The organism is Mesorhizobium loti (assembly GCF_003148495.1).
GTDB lineage: Bacteria > Pseudomonadota > Alphaproteobacteria > Rhizobiales > Rhizobiaceae > Mesorhizobium > Mesorhizobium loti.
On sequence record NZ_QGGH01000018.1, the window covers coordinates 32,865 to 48,450 of the forward strand.

At 61.5% G+C, this 15,586-nt stretch carries 15 protein-coding genes; 8 read left to right on the forward strand and 7 right to left on the reverse strand.

The features are described 5' to 3' along the window. Positions 1-73: 73 nt before the first annotated feature. From C8D77_RS32935 to C8D77_RS32945, 3 genes are all read right to left on the reverse strand, one after another. On the reverse strand, positions 74-1,024 hold the full coding sequence (locus tag C8D77_RS32935) for an acetyl-CoA carboxylase carboxyltransferase subunit alpha (protein WP_109671595.1): 951 nt from the start codon (positions 1,022-1,024) through the stop codon (positions 74-76). Between the two features lie 99 nt (positions 1,025-1,123). Continuing rightward, entirely contained in the window at positions 1,124-2,059 is a 936-nt protein-coding gene (locus tag C8D77_RS32940; RefSeq protein WP_109671596.1) for a site-specific tyrosine recombinase XerD, read from the reverse strand. A 17-nt stretch (positions 2,060-2,076) separates the two neighbouring features. Beyond that, positions 2,077-2,229 carry a histidine kinase gene (locus C8D77_RS32945; protein ID WP_109671597.1) on the reverse strand — a complete coding sequence of 51 codons (153 nt, stop codon included), beginning with the start codon at positions 2,227-2,229 and terminating at the stop codon, positions 2,077-2,079. 211 nt (positions 2,230-2,440) lie between these two features. Between C8D77_RS32945 and C8D77_RS32950 the strand changes: the two genes are divergently transcribed. From C8D77_RS32950 to C8D77_RS32960, 3 genes are read left to right on the forward strand one after another with little or no spacing between them, the layout of a single operon-like run. Continuing rightward, the gene (locus C8D77_RS32950) at positions 2,441-3,052 is read left to right on the forward strand and encodes a shikimate kinase (RefSeq protein ID WP_109671598.1); all 612 of its coding nucleotides are present in this window, start codon (positions 2,441-2,443) and stop codon (positions 3,050-3,052) included. Continuing rightward, positions 3,049-4,191: a 3-dehydroquinate synthase gene (gene aroB / locus C8D77_RS32955; RefSeq protein WP_109671599.1), complete on the forward strand. Its 1,143-nt coding sequence runs from the start codon at positions 3,049-3,051 to the stop codon at positions 4,189-4,191. Before C8D77_RS32950 ends, aroB begins: the two co-directional genes overlap by 4 nt. Beyond that, positions 4,188-5,081, forward strand: a complete 894-nt coding sequence (locus C8D77_RS32960; protein ID WP_109671600.1) for an HlyC/CorC family transporter — start codon at positions 4,188-4,190, stop codon at positions 5,079-5,081. The genes aroB and C8D77_RS32960 overlap by 4 nt, the downstream gene beginning before the upstream one ends. A 42-nt stretch (positions 5,082-5,123) precedes the next feature. Here the strand turns inward: C8D77_RS32960 and C8D77_RS32965 are convergent, their stop codons facing one another. The 3 genes from C8D77_RS32965 to C8D77_RS32975 are packed head-to-tail and all read right to left on the reverse strand — an operon-like array spanning position 5,124 to position 9,950. Further along, a complete protein-coding gene (locus C8D77_RS32965; RefSeq protein WP_109671601.1) occupies positions 5,124-6,665 on the reverse strand; it encodes a SpoVR family protein in 1,542 nt (513 codons plus the stop codon). A 9-nt stretch (positions 6,666-6,674) separates the two neighbouring features. Next, the gene (locus tag C8D77_RS32970; RefSeq protein WP_109671602.1) at positions 6,675-7,982 is read right to left on the reverse strand and encodes a YeaH/YhbH family protein; all 1,308 of its coding nucleotides are present in this window, start codon (positions 7,980-7,982) and stop codon (positions 6,675-6,677) included. An 18-nt stretch (positions 7,983-8,000) separates the two neighbouring features. After that, positions 8,001-9,950, reverse strand: a complete 1,950-nt coding sequence (locus C8D77_RS32975) for a PrkA family serine protein kinase (RefSeq protein ID WP_109671603.1) — start codon at positions 9,948-9,950, stop codon at positions 8,001-8,003. 441 nt (positions 9,951-10,391) lie between these two features. On the opposite strand from C8D77_RS32975, the gene C8D77_RS32980 reads away from it, so the two are divergent. Further along, positions 10,392-11,198 carry an alpha/beta hydrolase gene (locus C8D77_RS32980; protein ID WP_109671604.1) on the forward strand — a complete coding sequence of 269 codons (807 nt, stop codon included), beginning with the start codon at positions 10,392-10,394 and terminating at the stop codon, positions 11,196-11,198. Positions 11,199-11,307: 109 nt separating this feature from the next. Then, on the forward strand, positions 11,308-12,861 hold the full coding sequence (locus C8D77_RS32985) for an acetolactate synthase large subunit (protein WP_109671605.1): 1,554 nt from the start codon (positions 11,308-11,310) through the stop codon (positions 12,859-12,861). Between the two features lie 28 nt (positions 12,862-12,889). Here the strand turns inward: C8D77_RS32985 and C8D77_RS32990 are convergent, their stop codons facing one another. Continuing rightward, positions 12,890-13,192, reverse strand: coding sequence for a BolA family protein (locus C8D77_RS32990; RefSeq protein WP_109671606.1), 303 nt, complete (start codon positions 13,190-13,192; stop codon positions 12,890-12,892). Positions 13,193-13,373: 181 nt separating this feature from the next. On the opposite strand from C8D77_RS32990, the gene C8D77_RS32995 reads away from it, so the two are divergent. From C8D77_RS32995 to C8D77_RS33005, 3 genes are all read left to right on the forward strand, one after another. Further along, the gene (locus tag C8D77_RS32995; RefSeq protein WP_109671607.1) at positions 13,374-14,003 is read left to right on the forward strand and encodes a J domain-containing protein; all 630 of its coding nucleotides are present in this window, start codon (positions 13,374-13,376) and stop codon (positions 14,001-14,003) included. Positions 14,004-14,126: 123 nt separating this feature from the next. Further along, on the forward strand, positions 14,127-15,113 hold the full coding sequence (gene cobS, locus C8D77_RS33000) for a cobaltochelatase subunit CobS (RefSeq protein WP_109671608.1): 987 nt from the start codon (positions 14,127-14,129) through the stop codon (positions 15,111-15,113). Between the two features lie 9 nt (positions 15,114-15,122). After that, positions 15,123-15,578, forward strand: a complete 456-nt coding sequence (locus tag C8D77_RS33005) for a hypothetical protein (protein WP_109671609.1) — start codon at positions 15,123-15,125, stop codon at positions 15,576-15,578. Positions 15,579-15,586 lie beyond the last annotated feature (8 nt).

Genomic DNA, 15,586 nt, shown 5'->3' on the forward strand with positions numbered 1-15,586 from the left:
GCCGAATGCAGCGGCATTTTTGTGGCAAAAATGCTCCGCGCCGCCACATTGTGGCGGGCAAGGCTGCCTGCGGTCAGAGGCTGCGGCCCATAGCCAGGTATTTCTCACGGCGCTGCTCGCGGAAATCGGTGTTGGCGCCGGCGAACTCCTTCATCGTCCTGGCGATGAGGTCGCCGGTCGCGGCAATCACGGTTTCGGCGCCACGATGCGCGCCGCCGAGTGGCTCGGGAATAATGGCGTCGATGATCTTCAGCTCCAGAAGATCCTGCGCGGTGATCTTCATGTTGGTCGCCGCGTCCTTCGATCGCGTCGTGTCGCGCCACAGGATCGAGGCGGCACCCTCCGGCGAAATCACCGAATAGATGGCGTGTTCAAGCATGTAGACGCGGTTGGCGGTGGCGATGGCGATGGCGCCGCCCGAGCCGCCTTCACCGATGACCACCGAGATCGACGGCACTTTCAGGCCAAGGCAGGCCGAAGTCGAGCGCGCAATGGCTTCCGCCTGGCCTCGCTCCTCGGCGCCGACGCCAGGATAGGCGCCGGCGGTGTCGACCAGCGTCAGCAGCGGGATCTTGAAGCGGTCGGCGAGTTCCATCAGCCGCACCGCCTTGCGGTAGCCTTCCGGCCGCACCGAGCCGAAATTGTGCTTCAGCCGGCTGGTCGTATCGGAACCCTTTTCCTGGCCGATGATGGCGACAGGCTCGCCGCGAAAACGGGCGAAGCCGCCGACGATCGCCTGGTCCTCGCCGTAATTGCGGTCGCCCGCCAGTGGCGTGAAATCATTGAACAGGCCCTTGATGTAGTCGACGCAATGCGGCCTGTCGGGATGGCGCGCCACCTGCACCTTCTGCCACGGCGTCAGCGCCTTGTAGGCGTCGCGCAGCGCGTCGCGGGAGCGCTTCTCGAGACGGCTGATCTCGTCGCCGACATCGACCGCCTCGCCGTTCTCGGCAAGCTTCTTCAGCTCGAGGATCTTGCCCTCGAGGTCCTGCACCGGCTTTTCGAAATCGAGGTAATTGTACATGCGTGAGCGGACCGATACGTCGGAAGGCAATGGCTGACGGAACCCTTGAATACAAGGCTCCGGGCGGTGGAATGTCGTCCTCACATAGCGATATGAGGCCTAGTCGGCAAGCGGATGATGATCGTTGACCAACCGCACCAGTCGCTCTTCCAGCACATGGGTGTAAATCTGTGTCGTCGATATGTCGGCATGACCGAGCAACTGCTGCACCGCCCTGAGATCGGCGCCGTTCTGCAGGAGATGGCTGGCGAAAGCGTGGCGCAGCACATGCGGCGAGATCTTCGCCGAGGCGATGCCCGCCCTTGCCGCCAGCCCTTTCAGGTCACGGGCAAAGACCTGGCGCGAGAGATAGCCGCTGTCGGAGGCGGCCGGAAACAGGAATGGACTGTCGGCGAAGGCAGGCACCTTGGCGCGGGCGGCAAGCCAGGTCTTCATCGCCGTGCGCGCCTTGGCCGAGAGCGGCACCATGCGCTCCTTGTCGCCCTTGCCGCGCACCATGAAGAAACGGTCGTCGCGCTGCGCCACCGTCACCGGCAGGCCGACCAGCTCGGAAACGCGCAGGCCGGTGGCGTAAAGCACCTCGACCAGCGCATGCAGGCGCAGTGCCGCCAGCCACTCACTGTTGCCAAGCGCGGCATCTTTGCCGAACCTGGGATCGTCGGCCTCAAGCGCTGCGCGGTCGATCAGCCGGCCAGTATCGGCCTCGCTCATCGTCTTGGGCAGCGGGCGGCCCTTTTTCGGGCTGTCCAGCGTGCCGGTCGGGTCATCGCTGCGCAGGCCCTCGGCGTAGAGGAATTTGAAGAACTGGCGGATCGCCGACAGTTTGCGCGCCTGCGATGTGGCGGCAAAGCCGCGAGCGGCGATGTCGTCGAGATAGGCGCGGATATCGGCGGCGGCCGCGCCGGCGAGCCCGCCATCGATCTCGCTTGAGGCGTCTTCGAGGTCGCGGCGGTAGGAGGAAAGCGTGTTTTCGGCCGCACCCCGCTCGGCGCTCATCATTTCCAGGAAGGCTTCGATGCGGGCGGCGCTGTTCATTCAGCTTGCCTTGTCATTCAACTTTTCTTGGGATTGAGCTTTTCCGGAGGGATGCGCACGGTCATTTCCCCCTTCTTGGGCTCGACGAACATCACCAGTGCGAACATCGTACCATAGGCAATGCCAGCCAGAATCGCGAGCGTAACGACAAAGCGAAACAGTGTCGGCATCAATTTTCGCCCGTCTTCTTGTTCTGCGTTTCCAAACCCTGTCCCCTTATGGGACGCCAATCCGGCCAATTCAAGGAAGAAGCTGAGGCCTGTTAGCAACTTCTGATGCAGAGGTCAGCCAGCCCATATCGGGCTTGAAGTGCTCGCTACGCTTGACGCAAACGGGCTTTTCATGTCGATACGCCGGCAAAGAGGGTCCTAGAAACATCCGATGAACGCGCTGCCAGCAAATCCTCCAGACGAGACCCACGCCGCGCTGCTTGGCCGGCTGGGCAGCCGTTCCGTCGTCTTTGTCGGGCTGATGGGCGCCGGCAAGACGGCGATCGGTCGCAAGGTGGCAACGATGCTGGCGCTGCCCTTCATCGACAGCGACCAGGAGATCGAAAGCGTCTCGCGCATGACCGTTCCGGAGTTGTTCGAGCGCTACGGCGAGACGGAGTTCAGGGCGCTGGAGCAGCGCGTCATCCTGCGCGTGCTGGAAAACGGCCCACAAGTGCTGTCGACGGGCGGCGGCGCCTTCATGAACGCGCAGACGCGCGAGGCGATCGCAGCGCACGGCGTGTCGGTGTGGCTGAAGGCCGAGCTCGGCCTGTTGATGGAGCGCGTCTCCAAGAAACAGAACCGGCCGCTCCTGAAAAGCGCTGACCCGCGCACCGTGCTGGAGCGGCTGATGGGGGAGCGCTATCCAGTCTACGCGACATCCGATGTCACCGTGCCGACCCGCGACGACCGTAAGGAGGTCATCGCCGCCGAGGTGGTCGACGCGCTGTGCCGGCATTTCGGCATCGATGAGACTGCCGCGACAGGCGAGGTGGAATCGTGAGCGTCGATGCACCCGTTGTTGTCGAAGTCGGCCTTGGCGATCGGACCTACGACATTCTGATCGGCTCCGGCCTGCTGTCGCGGGCCGGTGCGGAGATTTCGCGTCGCCTGCCGGGCACACGCGCCGCTGTCGTCACCGACGCCAACGTCGCGGCAGTGCATCTCGATGCGCTGAAAGTCGGCCTCGAAACGGTCGGCATTCAACCCGCCGTCATCACGCTGCCGCCCGGCGAGAAGACCAAGAGCTTTGCCCATCTCGAAGAGGTGGTCGACGGTGTGCTGGCCGCCAGGCTGGAGCGCGGCGACATCGTCATCGCTTTCGGCGGCGGCGTCATCGGCGACCTCGCCGGCTTTGCCGCCGGCATCGTGCGCCGCGGTATGAATTTCGTGCAGATCCCGACCTCGCTGCTGGCGCAGGTCGATTCCTCGGTTGGCGGCAAGACCGGCATCAACAGTGCGCGCGGCAAGAACCTTGTCGGCGTCTTCCATCAGCCGAAACTGGTGTTGGCCGACACCGGAGTGCTCGACACGCTGCCGATCCGCGAATTCCGTGCCGGTTACGCTGAGCTTGCCAAATACGGGTTGATCGACCGGCCGGAGTTTTTCGCCTGGCTGGAAGAGAACTGGGCAAAGGTTTTTGCCGGCGGGCCGGAGAGAGCGCAGGCGATTGCCGAAGCCTGCCGCGCCAAGGCCGACGTCGTTGCGCGCGACGAGTTCGAGACTGGCGACCGCGCATTGCTCAATCTCGGCCACACGTTCGGCCACGCGCTGGAAGCCGCCACCCAGTATGACGGAACCCGCCTCGTCCATGGCGAGGGGGTCGCTATCGGCATGGCGCTGGCGTACCGGTTCTCGTCGCGGCTCAACCTGGCCAGCCCCGACGATGCCGCGCGCGTCGAGGCGCATCTGCGCGCCGTCGGCCTGCCTTGGCGGATAGTCGACATTCCGGGTGATTTGCCCGACGCCGAGGCGCTGCTGGCCTTCATCACCCAGGACAAGAAGGTCTCGCGCGGCGCGCTGACCTTCATCCTGACGCGCGGCATCGGCCAGGCCTTCATCGCCAAGGATGTGCCGGCTTCGGAAGTGCTGTCGTTCCTCAGGGAGAACCACCCAGGCCCGAAGGAAAGCGATCGGAGATGAACGAGACCGGCTGGATCGTCGTCGCTGTCCTCGCCGCCCTCGTCCTGCTGGCCGTTGCCTTGCGCACGCGCCTGCTTGCCGCTTTCGACTACGAGCTGTCTCGCATCGAGCCGCAGCGTTCGACCCAGGACGAGTTGCGCGGCGCGGTCGACGATTTCCGCCGCGACGGCCAGGTGGTGCGCGAGGACCGCGACCGTGTCGGCGGCCTGTTCGATCTCGCTGAGCTCGAAGTCTCCGATATCATGGTCCACCGCACCAACATGCGCTCGGTCAATGCCGACAATGCACCTGAAGCGGTTGTGCGCGAGATCCTGCAGAGCCCGCACACCCGCATGCCGCTGTGGAAGGGCTCACTCGACAACATCGTCGGTGTGCTGCACGCCAAAGACCTACTGCGCGCGCTCAACGAAGTCGGCAACGATTTCTCCAGGATCGACGTGATGAAGATCGCGTCGAAACCCTGGTTCGTGCCCGACACGACGACTTTGCAGGAACAGCTCAACGCCTTCCTGCGCCGCAAGGCGCATTTCGCTATCGTCGTCGACGAATATGGCGAGGTCGAAGGGCTGGTGACGCTAGAGGACATTATCGAGGAGATCGTCGGCGAGATCGCTGACGAGCACGATGTCGACATCCAGGGCGTCAAGCAGGAGGCCGACGGCTCCGTCGTCGTCGACGGCACGGTGCCGATCCGCGACCTCAACCGGGCGCTCGACTGGAACCTGCCGGACGAGGAAGCAACCACCATTGCCGGCCTCGTCATCCACGAGACGCAGTCGATCCCCGAGGAGAAACAGGCCTTCACCTTCCACGGCAAGCGCTTCATCGTCATGAAACGCGACAAGAACCGGATCGCCAGGCTGAGGATCAGGCCAGCCGGCGACGCCTGAAGCGCGTTGAGGAGCTGCGAGGACCAGCGCAGCTACGGAGCCTCATTCCGCGATCTGGCTCGTCGAGCGTTCGTGGATCGCCACACCCGTCTCAGCGTCGACAGCCGCCAAGCTGACCTCATAACCCCAAAGCCTGCGGATGTGACGAAGCGTAGCGTCGCGGCTGGCATCATCGAGAAGGATGCCGTTGTTGACCTTGTGCTGCAGTCGCAAATGTCGGTCGCCGAGCAGATCGACATCCACCACCTGGATGTCCGGTTGGTTCGCGCCGACCTCGTAGCTGTGAGCGAGCGCGGCGCGTATCTCGTCATAGCCGCGTTCGTTGTGGATCGAAGCGACTTGGCAGTGCGGTTGGTCGGCAGCGTCGCCGACCACAAAGAACCGCCATTTCCGGATCAAGGCAGGACTGAGATACTGGCGGATAAAGGACTCGTCGCGGTGATCCGCCCAGGCGCCAAGTAGGACCTCGCGCCAGTTGCCGTGGCCGGCGATGTCGGGAAACCAGTCCCGATCCTCGGCCGTCGGCTTGGTCGAGATGCGCTGAATGTCCTGCATCATATCGAGGCCGAGAGCGTAGGGGTTGATGCCGGAAAAGCGCGGATCGTCGAACGCCGGCTGGAAGACCACGTTGGAATGATTGCGCAGGATTTCGAGCATGGCGCCTTCGCTGATCTGGCCGCGATCGAACAGCATGTTCATCAGCGTATAGTGGACGAAAGTTGCGCAGCCCTCGTTCATCACCTGTGTCTGCCGTTGCGGATAAAAATATTGTGCTATGACGCGAACGATCCTGATGATCTCACGCTGCCAAGGCTCCAGGACCAAGCTGTTCTTTTCCAGGAAATAAAGCAGGTTTTCTTCGGGCAGGTTGAGCGATTTCTTCCGCTCCGGGTCTTGTCCCTTGTCGTTGGCCTTTCGCTGCGACGGCGGCAGCGTGCGCCACAAATCATTGTAGGACTGCTCTTCGTATTCGAGGCGCTCGCGAAGCCCTTCGCGCTGCCGCTCCGACGACAGCTTCGGCGGCCGGTGATAACGGAACACGCCCTGCGCCATCAGCGCGTGGGCGGAATCGAGAACAGCCTCGACGGCGGCGAGGCCGTGCCGCTCCTCGCAACGGACAATGTAGCCCTTGGCGAAATCGAGGTAGCTAAGGATCGCCCCAGCGTCCGTCCACTGCTTGAACAACTGATTGTTCTTGAAGAAATGGTTGTGCCCGAGCGCAGCATGGGCCGTCACCAAGGCCTGCAAGGCCATGGTGTTTTCCTCCATCAGATAGACGATGCAAGGATTGGAATTGATGACCAGTTCATAGGCAAGCCCTCGCCCACCTTTACGATAGAGCAGGTCCTGGTAGAGGAAATGTTTGCCGAAAGACCAGTGACGGTACATCAGCGGCATGCCGACCGACGAATAGGCGTCGAGCATCTGCTGGGAGGAGATGATCTCCATCTGCACGGGATAGGTATCGAGATGAAGCTCTTCGACGGCGATTGCCTCGATCGCATCATAGGCCCGCGACAATGTCTTGAAATCCCAGTCGGACCCCGAAAAAAGCAGGCTGGATTTACTGGCTTGTCGGGCCATCGGACACCTTCACGCTCTCTTAAGGGGAGCCGGCTGTCTGCCGAAGAGCTGGCGGAAGACCGGATAGATATCGGCGGGCGTGGCGATGCGGCTCATCTGGAAGTTCGGCCATCTCTGGTCGACTTCGCTATAGGCACGCCACAGCGATGTCCCGTTTTCAGTCGCGCCGAAGATATGGGCTTCACGCTCGTCGATGATCTCGACATAGGCAAAATACTGGCACAACCGCATGAGCTTGCCGTTGAGCAATGCTATGCATCGCTCGGAATCGCCGGCGAAATTGTCGCCGTCCGAGGCCTGGGCGGCGTAGATGTTCCATTCGTGGACGGGGTAACGTTCGTCAATAATGCGGTGCATTTCCTCCAGCGCGGTGGAAACGACAGTGCCGCCGCTTTGCGTGTTGTAGAAGAATGTTTCCTCGTCGACCTCCTGGGCCAGATGCGTGTGGCGGATGAAGACGATTTCGATGCGGTCGTACCGCCGTTTCAAGAACAGGTGCAGCAGTACGAAGAAGCGCTTGGCCAAGTCCTTTTCGCGCTCGCCCATCGAGCCAGACACATCCATCAGACAGAACATGACGGCATTGGCGTTCGGCACGGGTCGGGGATCGAAGCGGTTGAACCGGATGTCGACCGGATCGACATAGGCAATTCGCCTCCGCCGCCGCTCCAGCCGGTCAAGCTCTTCGCGCAACGCCGCAACGCGCTGATGCGCCGCTGCACTGGATGGCACCTCCTCAAACGTTGCGATTTCCCGGAGGATCGCGTCCAACTCCTCCTGCTTAGGACGCCTCAACGCAATGCGGCGGCCATGGCTGTTACGCATCGTGCGCCCAACATTGATGTTTGTCGGTGAACCGGTGGCGGCGAAGCCAGCCCGGCGCGGCTTGTAGGCAAGGATCTCCTTGAGGTTGAGCTTGACCATATCTGGGAGTTCGAGATCCTCGAAAAAAAGATCGAGCACCTCCTCGCGTGACAGCACGAAACGAAAGTCGTCTTCAGACGCCGTGTTCCCCGGGGACGACGCTCCCGCGCCTCCGCCGGGCTTGGGGATCAGGTCTCCAGGGGAGAAATGCCTGTTGCCCGGCAGGATGTGCTGGCGCCTGCCGCTGTTCCAGGCGTTGTTGAAGCTCGGCTCGGCCGTGCCTGTTTCAGGCATGGGTACGGCGTGCTCGGCATCCACGTCGGCGATCCTGCCGGTGCGGATCTGATCGCGTATGCTCCGCTTCAGTTCCTCGCGCGCACGCTTGAGAAAGCGCTGGCGATTGCCGAGGCTCTTGTCCTTTGGATTCAGGCGACGGTCGATGAAGATCGGCATGGACCCATCCGGGCTCTCTCAACCCGCCTTGTTCACTCGCATATACCAATCCACAAGGCGACGCACCTGCCGCTGGGTGTAGCCGCGCTCAACCATCCGCTGCACGAATTCATTGTGGCGTTTTTCCGTGACGCTGTCCTGCTTGGAACCGAAGCTGATCACGGGCAAGAGATCTTCGACCTGTCCGAACATCCGCTTCTCGATCACTTCGCGCAGCTTTTCATAACTCGTCCATGACGGGTTGCGGCCGTCGTTCCTTGCGCGAGCGCGCAGCGTGAACTTCACAACCTCATTGCGGAAGTCCTTGGGATTGGCGATGCCGGCCGGCTTTTCAACCTGGGACAATTCCTTTTCCAATACCTCGCGATTGAGCACCTGGCCGGTATCTGGATCCTTGTAGTCCTGATCCTCGATCCAGGCATCGGCATAGGCAATGTAACGGTCAAAGAGGTTCTGGCCATACTCGCTGTACGATTCCAGATAGGCCTTCTGGATTTCGTGGCCGATGAACTCGGCATAGCGCGTTGCCAATTCCGACTTGATGAACTCGAGATAGGCAGCTTCCATCTCCTTTGGAAACTGCTCGCGCTTGATCGCCTCTTCCAGGATGTACATCAGATGCACGGGATCGGCAGCCACCTCCTTCGTGTCGTAGTTGAATGTCTGCGACAGGATCTTGAAGGCGAAGCGTGTGCTGACGCCGGTCATGCCTTCGGCGACGCCGGCGGCGTCGCGATATTCCTGGACCGACTTCGCCTTGGGGTCGACGTCCTTCTGGTTCTCGCCGTCATAGGCGCGCATCTTGGTGTAGAGCGGCGAATTGTCATGCTCGGCAAGGCGGGTCGAGACGGTGAACCGGCTGAGAAGGTCCAGCACCTCGGGGGCGCAGGGGCTGGCGGCCAATTCGCTCTCCCGCAGCAGCTTTTCGTAAATCTGCCTTTCTTCGGTGGTCCGCAGGCAATACGGCACCTTGACCACGAGGATGCGGTCGAGAAAGGCCTCGTTGTTCTTGTTGTTCTTGAACTGTTGCCATTCCGATTCGTTGGAATGGGCCACGATGATCCCCTGATAGGGAAAGGCGCCGAAATTCTCGGTACCGTTGTAGCTGCCTTCCTGGGTCGCCGTCAGCAACGGATGCAGAACCTTGATAGGCGCCTTGAACATCTCGACGAATTCGAGCAGGCCCTGTGTGGTCCGGTTCAGTCCGCCGCTGTAGGAATAAGCATCCGGATCGGACTGGCTGAAATTTTCCAATTGCCGGATGTCGACTTTGCCAACCAGGGCCGAGACATCCTGATTGTTCTCATCGCCAGGCTCTGTCTTGGCAATGCCGATCTGGCGTAGTCTCGAAGGCATCAACTTGACCACGCTGAATTTGGAAATGTCGCCGGCCAGTTCGTCGAGGCGCTTGGCCGCCCATGGCGAGATGAGCCCGTTCAGTCGGCGTCGGGCTATGCCGTATTTGTCCTCCAGCAAGTCGCCCATGCGATCGGGATGGAAAAGGCCAAGTGGCGATTCGAAAACCGGGCTGATCTGGTTACCGACCTTCAGCGTGTAGATTGGGCGCTGCTCCATCAATTTCTTCAGCCGTTCGGCAAGCGAGGATTTGCCGCCACCGACCGGGCCTAGGAGATAGAGGATCTGCTTGCGCTCCTCGAGCCCTTGGGAGGCATAGCGAAAATAGCCGGCGATGCGCTCGATCGTGTCCTCCATGCCATAGAAATCTGCAAAGGAGGGGTACACCTTCACGGTCCGGTTGGAGAAAATGCGGCCGAGCCGCTCATCCTTGCTGGTGTCGACCAGGTTCGGCTCGCCGATCGCCTCGACCATCCGTTCAGGCGCCGAGGCATACATCGATTTGTCTTCCCGGCAGGCAAGGAGATATTGCTGGAGGCTGATCTCCTCCTGCGCCACGCTCGTATAAATTTCCGAAAACAGATCGAAGACGTCAGACTGGTTCTCTCGCATGATTCTGGTCCTCGGAGCCGTTCTGGGTGCCAGACGGCTCATCACAGATTCAACTGCTGGAAAGCATTGTGGTTCCCTTCACATGAAGGAGAGCGCGTGCATCTGGCATTGAAACCCGGGACACTACCCATGTGGCTGGAATGCTTGCCCAAATACTTAGGTGGTGATGGCCAGATGAGACCGTCAAGGGGTAGATATTGATTTCGTGAACTGAACTGCAAGGACGGTGCATTTGATGCAGCCTGATGCTCCGAGAGTTGCGACCCGATGCGAGTTCGACGAAGCCCGGTTTGAACCGGCCTCCTCTGCCGCGGATGAGTCCCCAAAAGCTCGAGTGTCATTCGCGGGTCGGATCGATGATCGATCGCCGAACCAGACCTTAACGGGACGCTCGTGGCGCCTGCGGGCACTGTCGGCACCCACACGGTCGGGAGAACCATGATGATCGATCGACGAAGCCTCATTCTGGCCTCCATGGCGGCGATGCTGCCATTGGGAGCATCGCCGGCGCGGCGCCCGCGCCAATCCGCGCCAAAAACCTTCGACTACGGGCCGGCCAAGCTCGACATCTACGCGCCCGATGGTGCAAGCGGCCTGCCGGTCGTCTTTTTCGTCCATGGCGGCACCTGGCAGTTCGGCAAACGCAGCCAGGTTGATGCCAAGCCGGCCTTTCTGCTGGCCAACGGCTTCTGCTTCGTCTCCATCGATTACCGCATGTTGCCTAAGGCCGATGTCGCCACCCAAGCGGATGACGTCGAAAAAGCCTATGCCTATATCAGGGCCAACATTGCCCAGCATGGCGGCGACCCCAACCGCATCGTCGGTATGGGCCATTCGGCCGGCTGCCATCTGATTGCACTGACCGGCATGCGCGGTGGGCTGCCCGGCGTCGCGGCGTTCATTCTCGACGATACAAGGGCCTACGATCTTGCCGCGCTTGCCAAAAATGGCGGCATGGTTCGGGCCTATGCACGGGTCTTCTCCGATCCCTCGCAATGGGCAGCACTTTCGCCGGCCAGCTATGTCGGCGGCCACAAGCATCCGCCGACCTTGATTGCCTATTCGCAGGCGTCTGGCCGTGGCGAGGCCTCGAAGGCCTTTGCCGAGCGTCTGCGGGCCACCGGCGCCATGGTTACGCTGTTCGACGGCAGCGCCTATACGCACATGTCGATCAATCGTGATTTCGGTGAGGATGGCGACGCGCTGACCGCCGCCGCGCTGGCATTTCTCAAATCGACGGTCGGCTGATCCCGAGGCAGCGGCGCGGCGCGACTGGATCAGATCAAAAGCACCGGCAGGATATTGCCGCGCGGGCGCCCACAGGTGCAAGTGCTCTCTTCGATCGGGAGAGAACTGCATGAACGGCGCCGATGTCCTGTGTGACGTGCTTCTGGCCAATGATGTGACGGTCTGCTTTGCCAACCCCGGCACGTCCGAAATGCATTTCGTTGCCGCACTTGACCGCAAACCGCAGATGCGTTGCGTGCTCGGCCTGTTCGAGGGTGTGGTGACCGGGGCCGCCGACGGCTATGCGCGGATGACCGATCGGCCGGCCGCGACGCTGCTGCACACCGGTCCCGGCCTGGCCAATGGTCTCGCCAACATGCACAATGCGCGGCGCGCCTTCAGCCCGATGATCAACATTGTCGGCGACCATGCTTCTTATCATCTGCCGCTCGATGCTCCACTCACCAGCGATATCGAGGGCCTTGCGAGACCGATGTCGAACTGGGTGCGCCGCATCGGCGGCCCGGACGATGTCGCGCCGGCGACCGAGGCGGCCTTGCGCGCATCGCTGACACCTCCCGGCGTCACGACCCTGATCCTGCCGGCGGATGCCGCCTGGGGTGAAGTCGGGGCGGTCTCGGTTGGCAAGGTGAGGCTGGCGCCGCCGCCCGCCGTCGACATGGACGCGGTAAGAAAGATCGCTGCGGCGATCCGTGTCGCTCCGGGTCGGGCGGGCATCATCGTTCGCGGGAAGGCCGCCCGCGCCGATGCGCTCGCCATCGCCGGGCAGATCTCGACGGGCAGCGATGTCCGCCTGTTCAGCGAGGTTCTGATCGCGCGGATGCAGCGCGGACGCGGGCGTGTGGCGCCGGCTCGCATCCCTTATCCGGTCGATACGGCGACAGCTGTGCTCAGGGACATCGACTTTCTAATCCTGGTCGGCGGGAAGGAACCGGTTGCCTTCTTTGCCTATCCGGGAAAACCGGGACGGCTTGTCCATGAGGGCTGCCAGGTGCTGACGCTGGCAGCCCATGGCGACGATCTGCATGCGGCGCTGGAGGCGCTTCGCGACGAACTCGGCATAAAGCCGTCGCAACAACAGGTGTTCGCGACCGCCTTTCCCGACGAGGCAACGCCGAACGGCAGACTGACGGAAGATGCCATCGCATTGTCAGTGGCGCGCAAGCTTCCCGTGGATGCGATCGTCTGCGACGAAGCGATCACTTCGGCCAGGCGTTTCTTCGCACTGTCGGCCTTTGCCGCGCCGCACGACTACATGATGGGCACAGGCGGATCGATCGGCGGCGGCATTCCGATGGCGACCGGGGCGGCAATCGCCTGTCCCGACCGCAAGGTGATCAATCTCGAGGCCGATGGCAGCGGCATGTACACGGTGCAGGGGCTGTGGACCCAGGCCAGGGAAAAGCTCGACGTGCTGACGATCGTATTTTCCAACCGAACCTATGCGATCCTGCATGGCGAGATGAAGAATGTCGGTGTCGAGGCGATCGGCGAGAACGCCAGGCGCATGCTCGACCTCGACCATCCGTCGCTGGACTGGGTCTCGTTGGCCAAAGGCATGGGCGTGGAGGCGGCCCGCGCCGATACGTGCGAGCGGTTCGACGCGCTGCTGGACAGTGCGCTGTCGCGGCGCGGGCCGTTCCTCATCGAAGCGGTGCTCTGAGTGCGGCGGAGGTGAGGGCGGGTCTGGCCTACCAGCGGGTCATTTCGCCGGGAGCCGCCGGTTCGATCGCCAGCGCGTGCACGCCGGCCTTCAATTCGTCGGCAAGCAATTCGTTGACGGCGCGGTGACGGTCGATGCGGCTCATGCCGGCAAAGGCGGAAGCGACGACGCGGACGCGAAAATGTGTCTCGCCGGTGCCGTCATAGGCACCGTGATGGTCGGAGCCGTGGTGGTGATGGCCGGCATGGAGATGGCTTTCGTTGATGATGACCAGCCGGTCCGGCGAAAATGCCTTGTTGAGCTTGTCTTCCATGGTCGTCTGTATGGACATCGCTGTCTCCCTTCACCACATATGGCTGGCGCGTCAGCCTTGAAACCGAAAATCGGTCTCTGCAAAAGCCGCAGCCGCGTAACAAAATCCGCCATTCGCCTGCTTTATGCCGCGATTCAGCGGTTAGGGCGATGATCTCGAAAATGTCAATTCTTGTTTCGCATCTGCGAACGCCCCATAAATGGGTCAGATGAAGCCGTACCCCAAATATTTCGAGAAGATTCGCGTCCGCCCCGACAAGGACGCGGAGCTGAAGTCGCATTCGCCGATTTGCCAGTGGGACGGCTGCAAGGAAGCGGGCACCCATCGCGCGCCGGTCGGGCGCATGAAGGAGGGCGAGTATTTCCGTTTCTGCTTCGACCATGTGCGCGAGTACAACAAGGGCTTCAACTATTTCTCCGGCGTGCCGGACACCGAGGTCGCGCGCTTCCAGAAGGAAGCCATGACCGGTCATCGGCCGACCTGGAAGATGGGCGTCAACGGCGCCTCGACGCGTTCGTCGCCGGATATGGCGCAGCTGCGTTCCGGCCGCGCCGGCTATTACAACCGCATGCGTGACCCGTTCGATCTGTTCAAGGGGCCGAAGGATCCGCGCGAGGCGCGCGAGCGCAAGGCCAAGCCGCTTGAGGCCAAGGCGCTGGAAACGCTTGGCCTTGATACAAAGGCGACTGGCAAGGAGATCAAGGCGCGCTATAAGGAACTGGTGAAACTCCACCATCCGGATGCGAATGGTGGCGACAGAGGTTCGGAAGACCGGTTCCGCGATGTGCTGCAGGCCTATCGCGTGCTCAAACAGGCGGGCCTGTGCTGAGCGACCATACGGTTCGTGTCGTTTTCCAACTTTCATAAGGTTGGAAAACGCTCTAAGACCGCCCCCGGACAAATTCGATTGCCGGCGAAATCAGGGGTTTCGCCCGTGGAGACGTTGAGAGATATGAACAAGGTCGATCGTGACATCGCCAACCTGCCCGACACAACGGTGTCGGTGAAGGAAAAATTCGGCTTCGAGTCCAAGATGGTGGTGCCGGCCTATTCGGTGACATCAGAGCATGTGCCCGACATCGATCCGGACTATCTGTTCGACAAGAACACGACGATGGCGATCCTTGCGGGCTTTGCCTATAACCGCCGCGTCATGGTGTCGGGTTATCACGGCACCGGCAAGTCGACCCATATCGAACAGGTCGCCGCCCGCCTCAACTGGCCCTGCGTGCGCGTCAATCTCGACAGCCATGTCAGCCGTATCGATCTCGTCGGCAAGGATGCGATCGTCGTCAAGGACGGGTTACAGATCACCGAATTCCGCGACGGCATCCTGCCCTGGGCCTACCAGCACAATGTCGCGCTGTGCTTCGACGAGTATGACGCCGGCCGTCCGGACGTGATGTTCGTCATCCAGCGCGTGCTGGAATCGTCTGGCCGGCTGACGCTGCTCGACCAGAGCCGGGTCATCCGCCCGCATCCGGCGTTCCGGCTGTTTTCGACCGCCAACACGGTCGGCCTTGGCGACACCACCGGCCTCTATCACGGCACCCAGCAGATCAACCAGGCGCAGATGGACCGCTGGTCGATCGTCACCACGCTGAACTATCTGCCGCACGATAATGAAGTCGCCATCGTGCTGGCCAAGGCCAAGCACTATCGCGACGCCAAGGGCAAGGAGATCGTCAACAAGATGGTGCGCGTCGCCGACATGACGCGCTCGGCCTTCATCAATGGCGATCTGTCGACCGTGATGAGCCCGCGCACAGTCATCACCTGGGCCGAGAATGCCGAGATCTTCGGCAATATCGGCATGGCGTTCCGGCTGACCTTCCTCAACAAGTGCGACGAACTGGAACGCTCGGTGGTTGCGGAGTTCTACCAGCGCGCCTTTGGCGAGGATCTGCCGGAATCAGCGGCAAACGTGGTGCTGGGGTGACACCACTCCATGGGAACAATCCGCTGGACGTTCCTATGGAGTTTTTCAATCCTCTGCTTTTGTGTCAGTCAGGCAGCCTTGGCTCAGAACGAACCATTCAAACCTGGGCAGACCTGGACGTATCGCGGCGCGACACCAGTATCATCGCGGGTGATCATAGGCGCTGTCGACAATCTGGAAGGCGAAAGTCAGCCGATCGTGTCGATTTCAGTCTCTGATGCGCCGATACCTAATGACGGAAAGCAGCTGCAAACCATTCCTCACCTCCCTGTAGCGGCCGACGTACTGAGAGAAAGTGTGGTTGAACTTGAGGGTGTTCGTCCAATTCCCGATGGGTTTGACCACGGATACAGCCTGTGGAGACAGGCATATGACATTGGGAAAGGCGGCTACTTTACAGTCTCGGTGGAAGAGATTGTCGGTCTCCTACGCACTCAGCTTGGCCAGCGGCCGGCGGTACAATAGAGATAGAT

Excerpts from the sequence above, each read along its gene's own strand:
- C8D77_RS32990 (WP_109671606.1), bottom strand. The coding sequence starts at position 13,192 with ATGTCCATACAGACGACCATGGAAGACAAGCTCAACAAGGCATTTTCG.
- C8D77_RS32965 (WP_109671601.1), bottom strand. The coding sequence starts at position 6,665 with ATGGCCCGACAAGCCAGTAAATCCAGCCTGCTTTTTTCGGGGTCCGAC.
- C8D77_RS32995 (WP_109671607.1), top strand. The coding sequence starts at position 13,374 with ATGGGTCAGATGAAGCCGTACCCCAAATATTTCGAGAAGATTCGCGTC.
- C8D77_RS33005 (WP_109671609.1), top strand. The coding sequence starts at position 15,123 with ATGGGAACAATCCGCTGGACGTTCCTATGGAGTTTTTCAATCCTCTGC.
- C8D77_RS32975 (WP_109671603.1), bottom strand. The coding sequence starts at position 9,950 with ATGCGAGAGAACCAGTCTGACGTCTTCGATCTGTTTTCGGAAATTTAT.
- C8D77_RS32960 (WP_109671600.1), top strand. The coding sequence starts at position 4,188 with ATGAACGAGACCGGCTGGATCGTCGTCGCTGTCCTCGCCGCCCTCGTC.
- C8D77_RS32945 (WP_109671597.1), bottom strand. The coding sequence starts at position 2,229 with ATGCCGACACTGTTTCGCTTTGTCGTTACGCTCGCGATTCTGGCTGGC.
- C8D77_RS32980 (WP_109671604.1), top strand. The coding sequence starts at position 10,392 with ATGATCGATCGACGAAGCCTCATTCTGGCCTCCATGGCGGCGATGCTG.
- C8D77_RS32985 (WP_109671605.1), top strand. The coding sequence starts at position 11,308 with ATGAACGGCGCCGATGTCCTGTGTGACGTGCTTCTGGCCAATGATGTG.
- cobS (WP_109671608.1), top strand. The coding sequence starts at position 14,127 with ATGAACAAGGTCGATCGTGACATCGCCAACCTGCCCGACACAACGGTG.
- C8D77_RS32970 (WP_109671602.1), bottom strand. The coding sequence starts at position 7,982 with ATGCCGATCTTCATCGACCGTCGCCTGAATCCAAAGGACAAGAGCCTC.
- C8D77_RS32950 (WP_109671598.1), top strand. The coding sequence starts at position 2,441 with ATGAACGCGCTGCCAGCAAATCCTCCAGACGAGACCCACGCCGCGCTG.
- C8D77_RS32935 (WP_109671595.1), bottom strand. The coding sequence starts at position 1,024 with ATGTACAATTACCTCGATTTCGAAAAGCCGGTGCAGGACCTCGAGGGC.
- C8D77_RS32940 (WP_109671596.1), bottom strand. The coding sequence starts at position 2,059 with ATGAACAGCGCCGCCCGCATCGAAGCCTTCCTGGAAATGATGAGCGCC.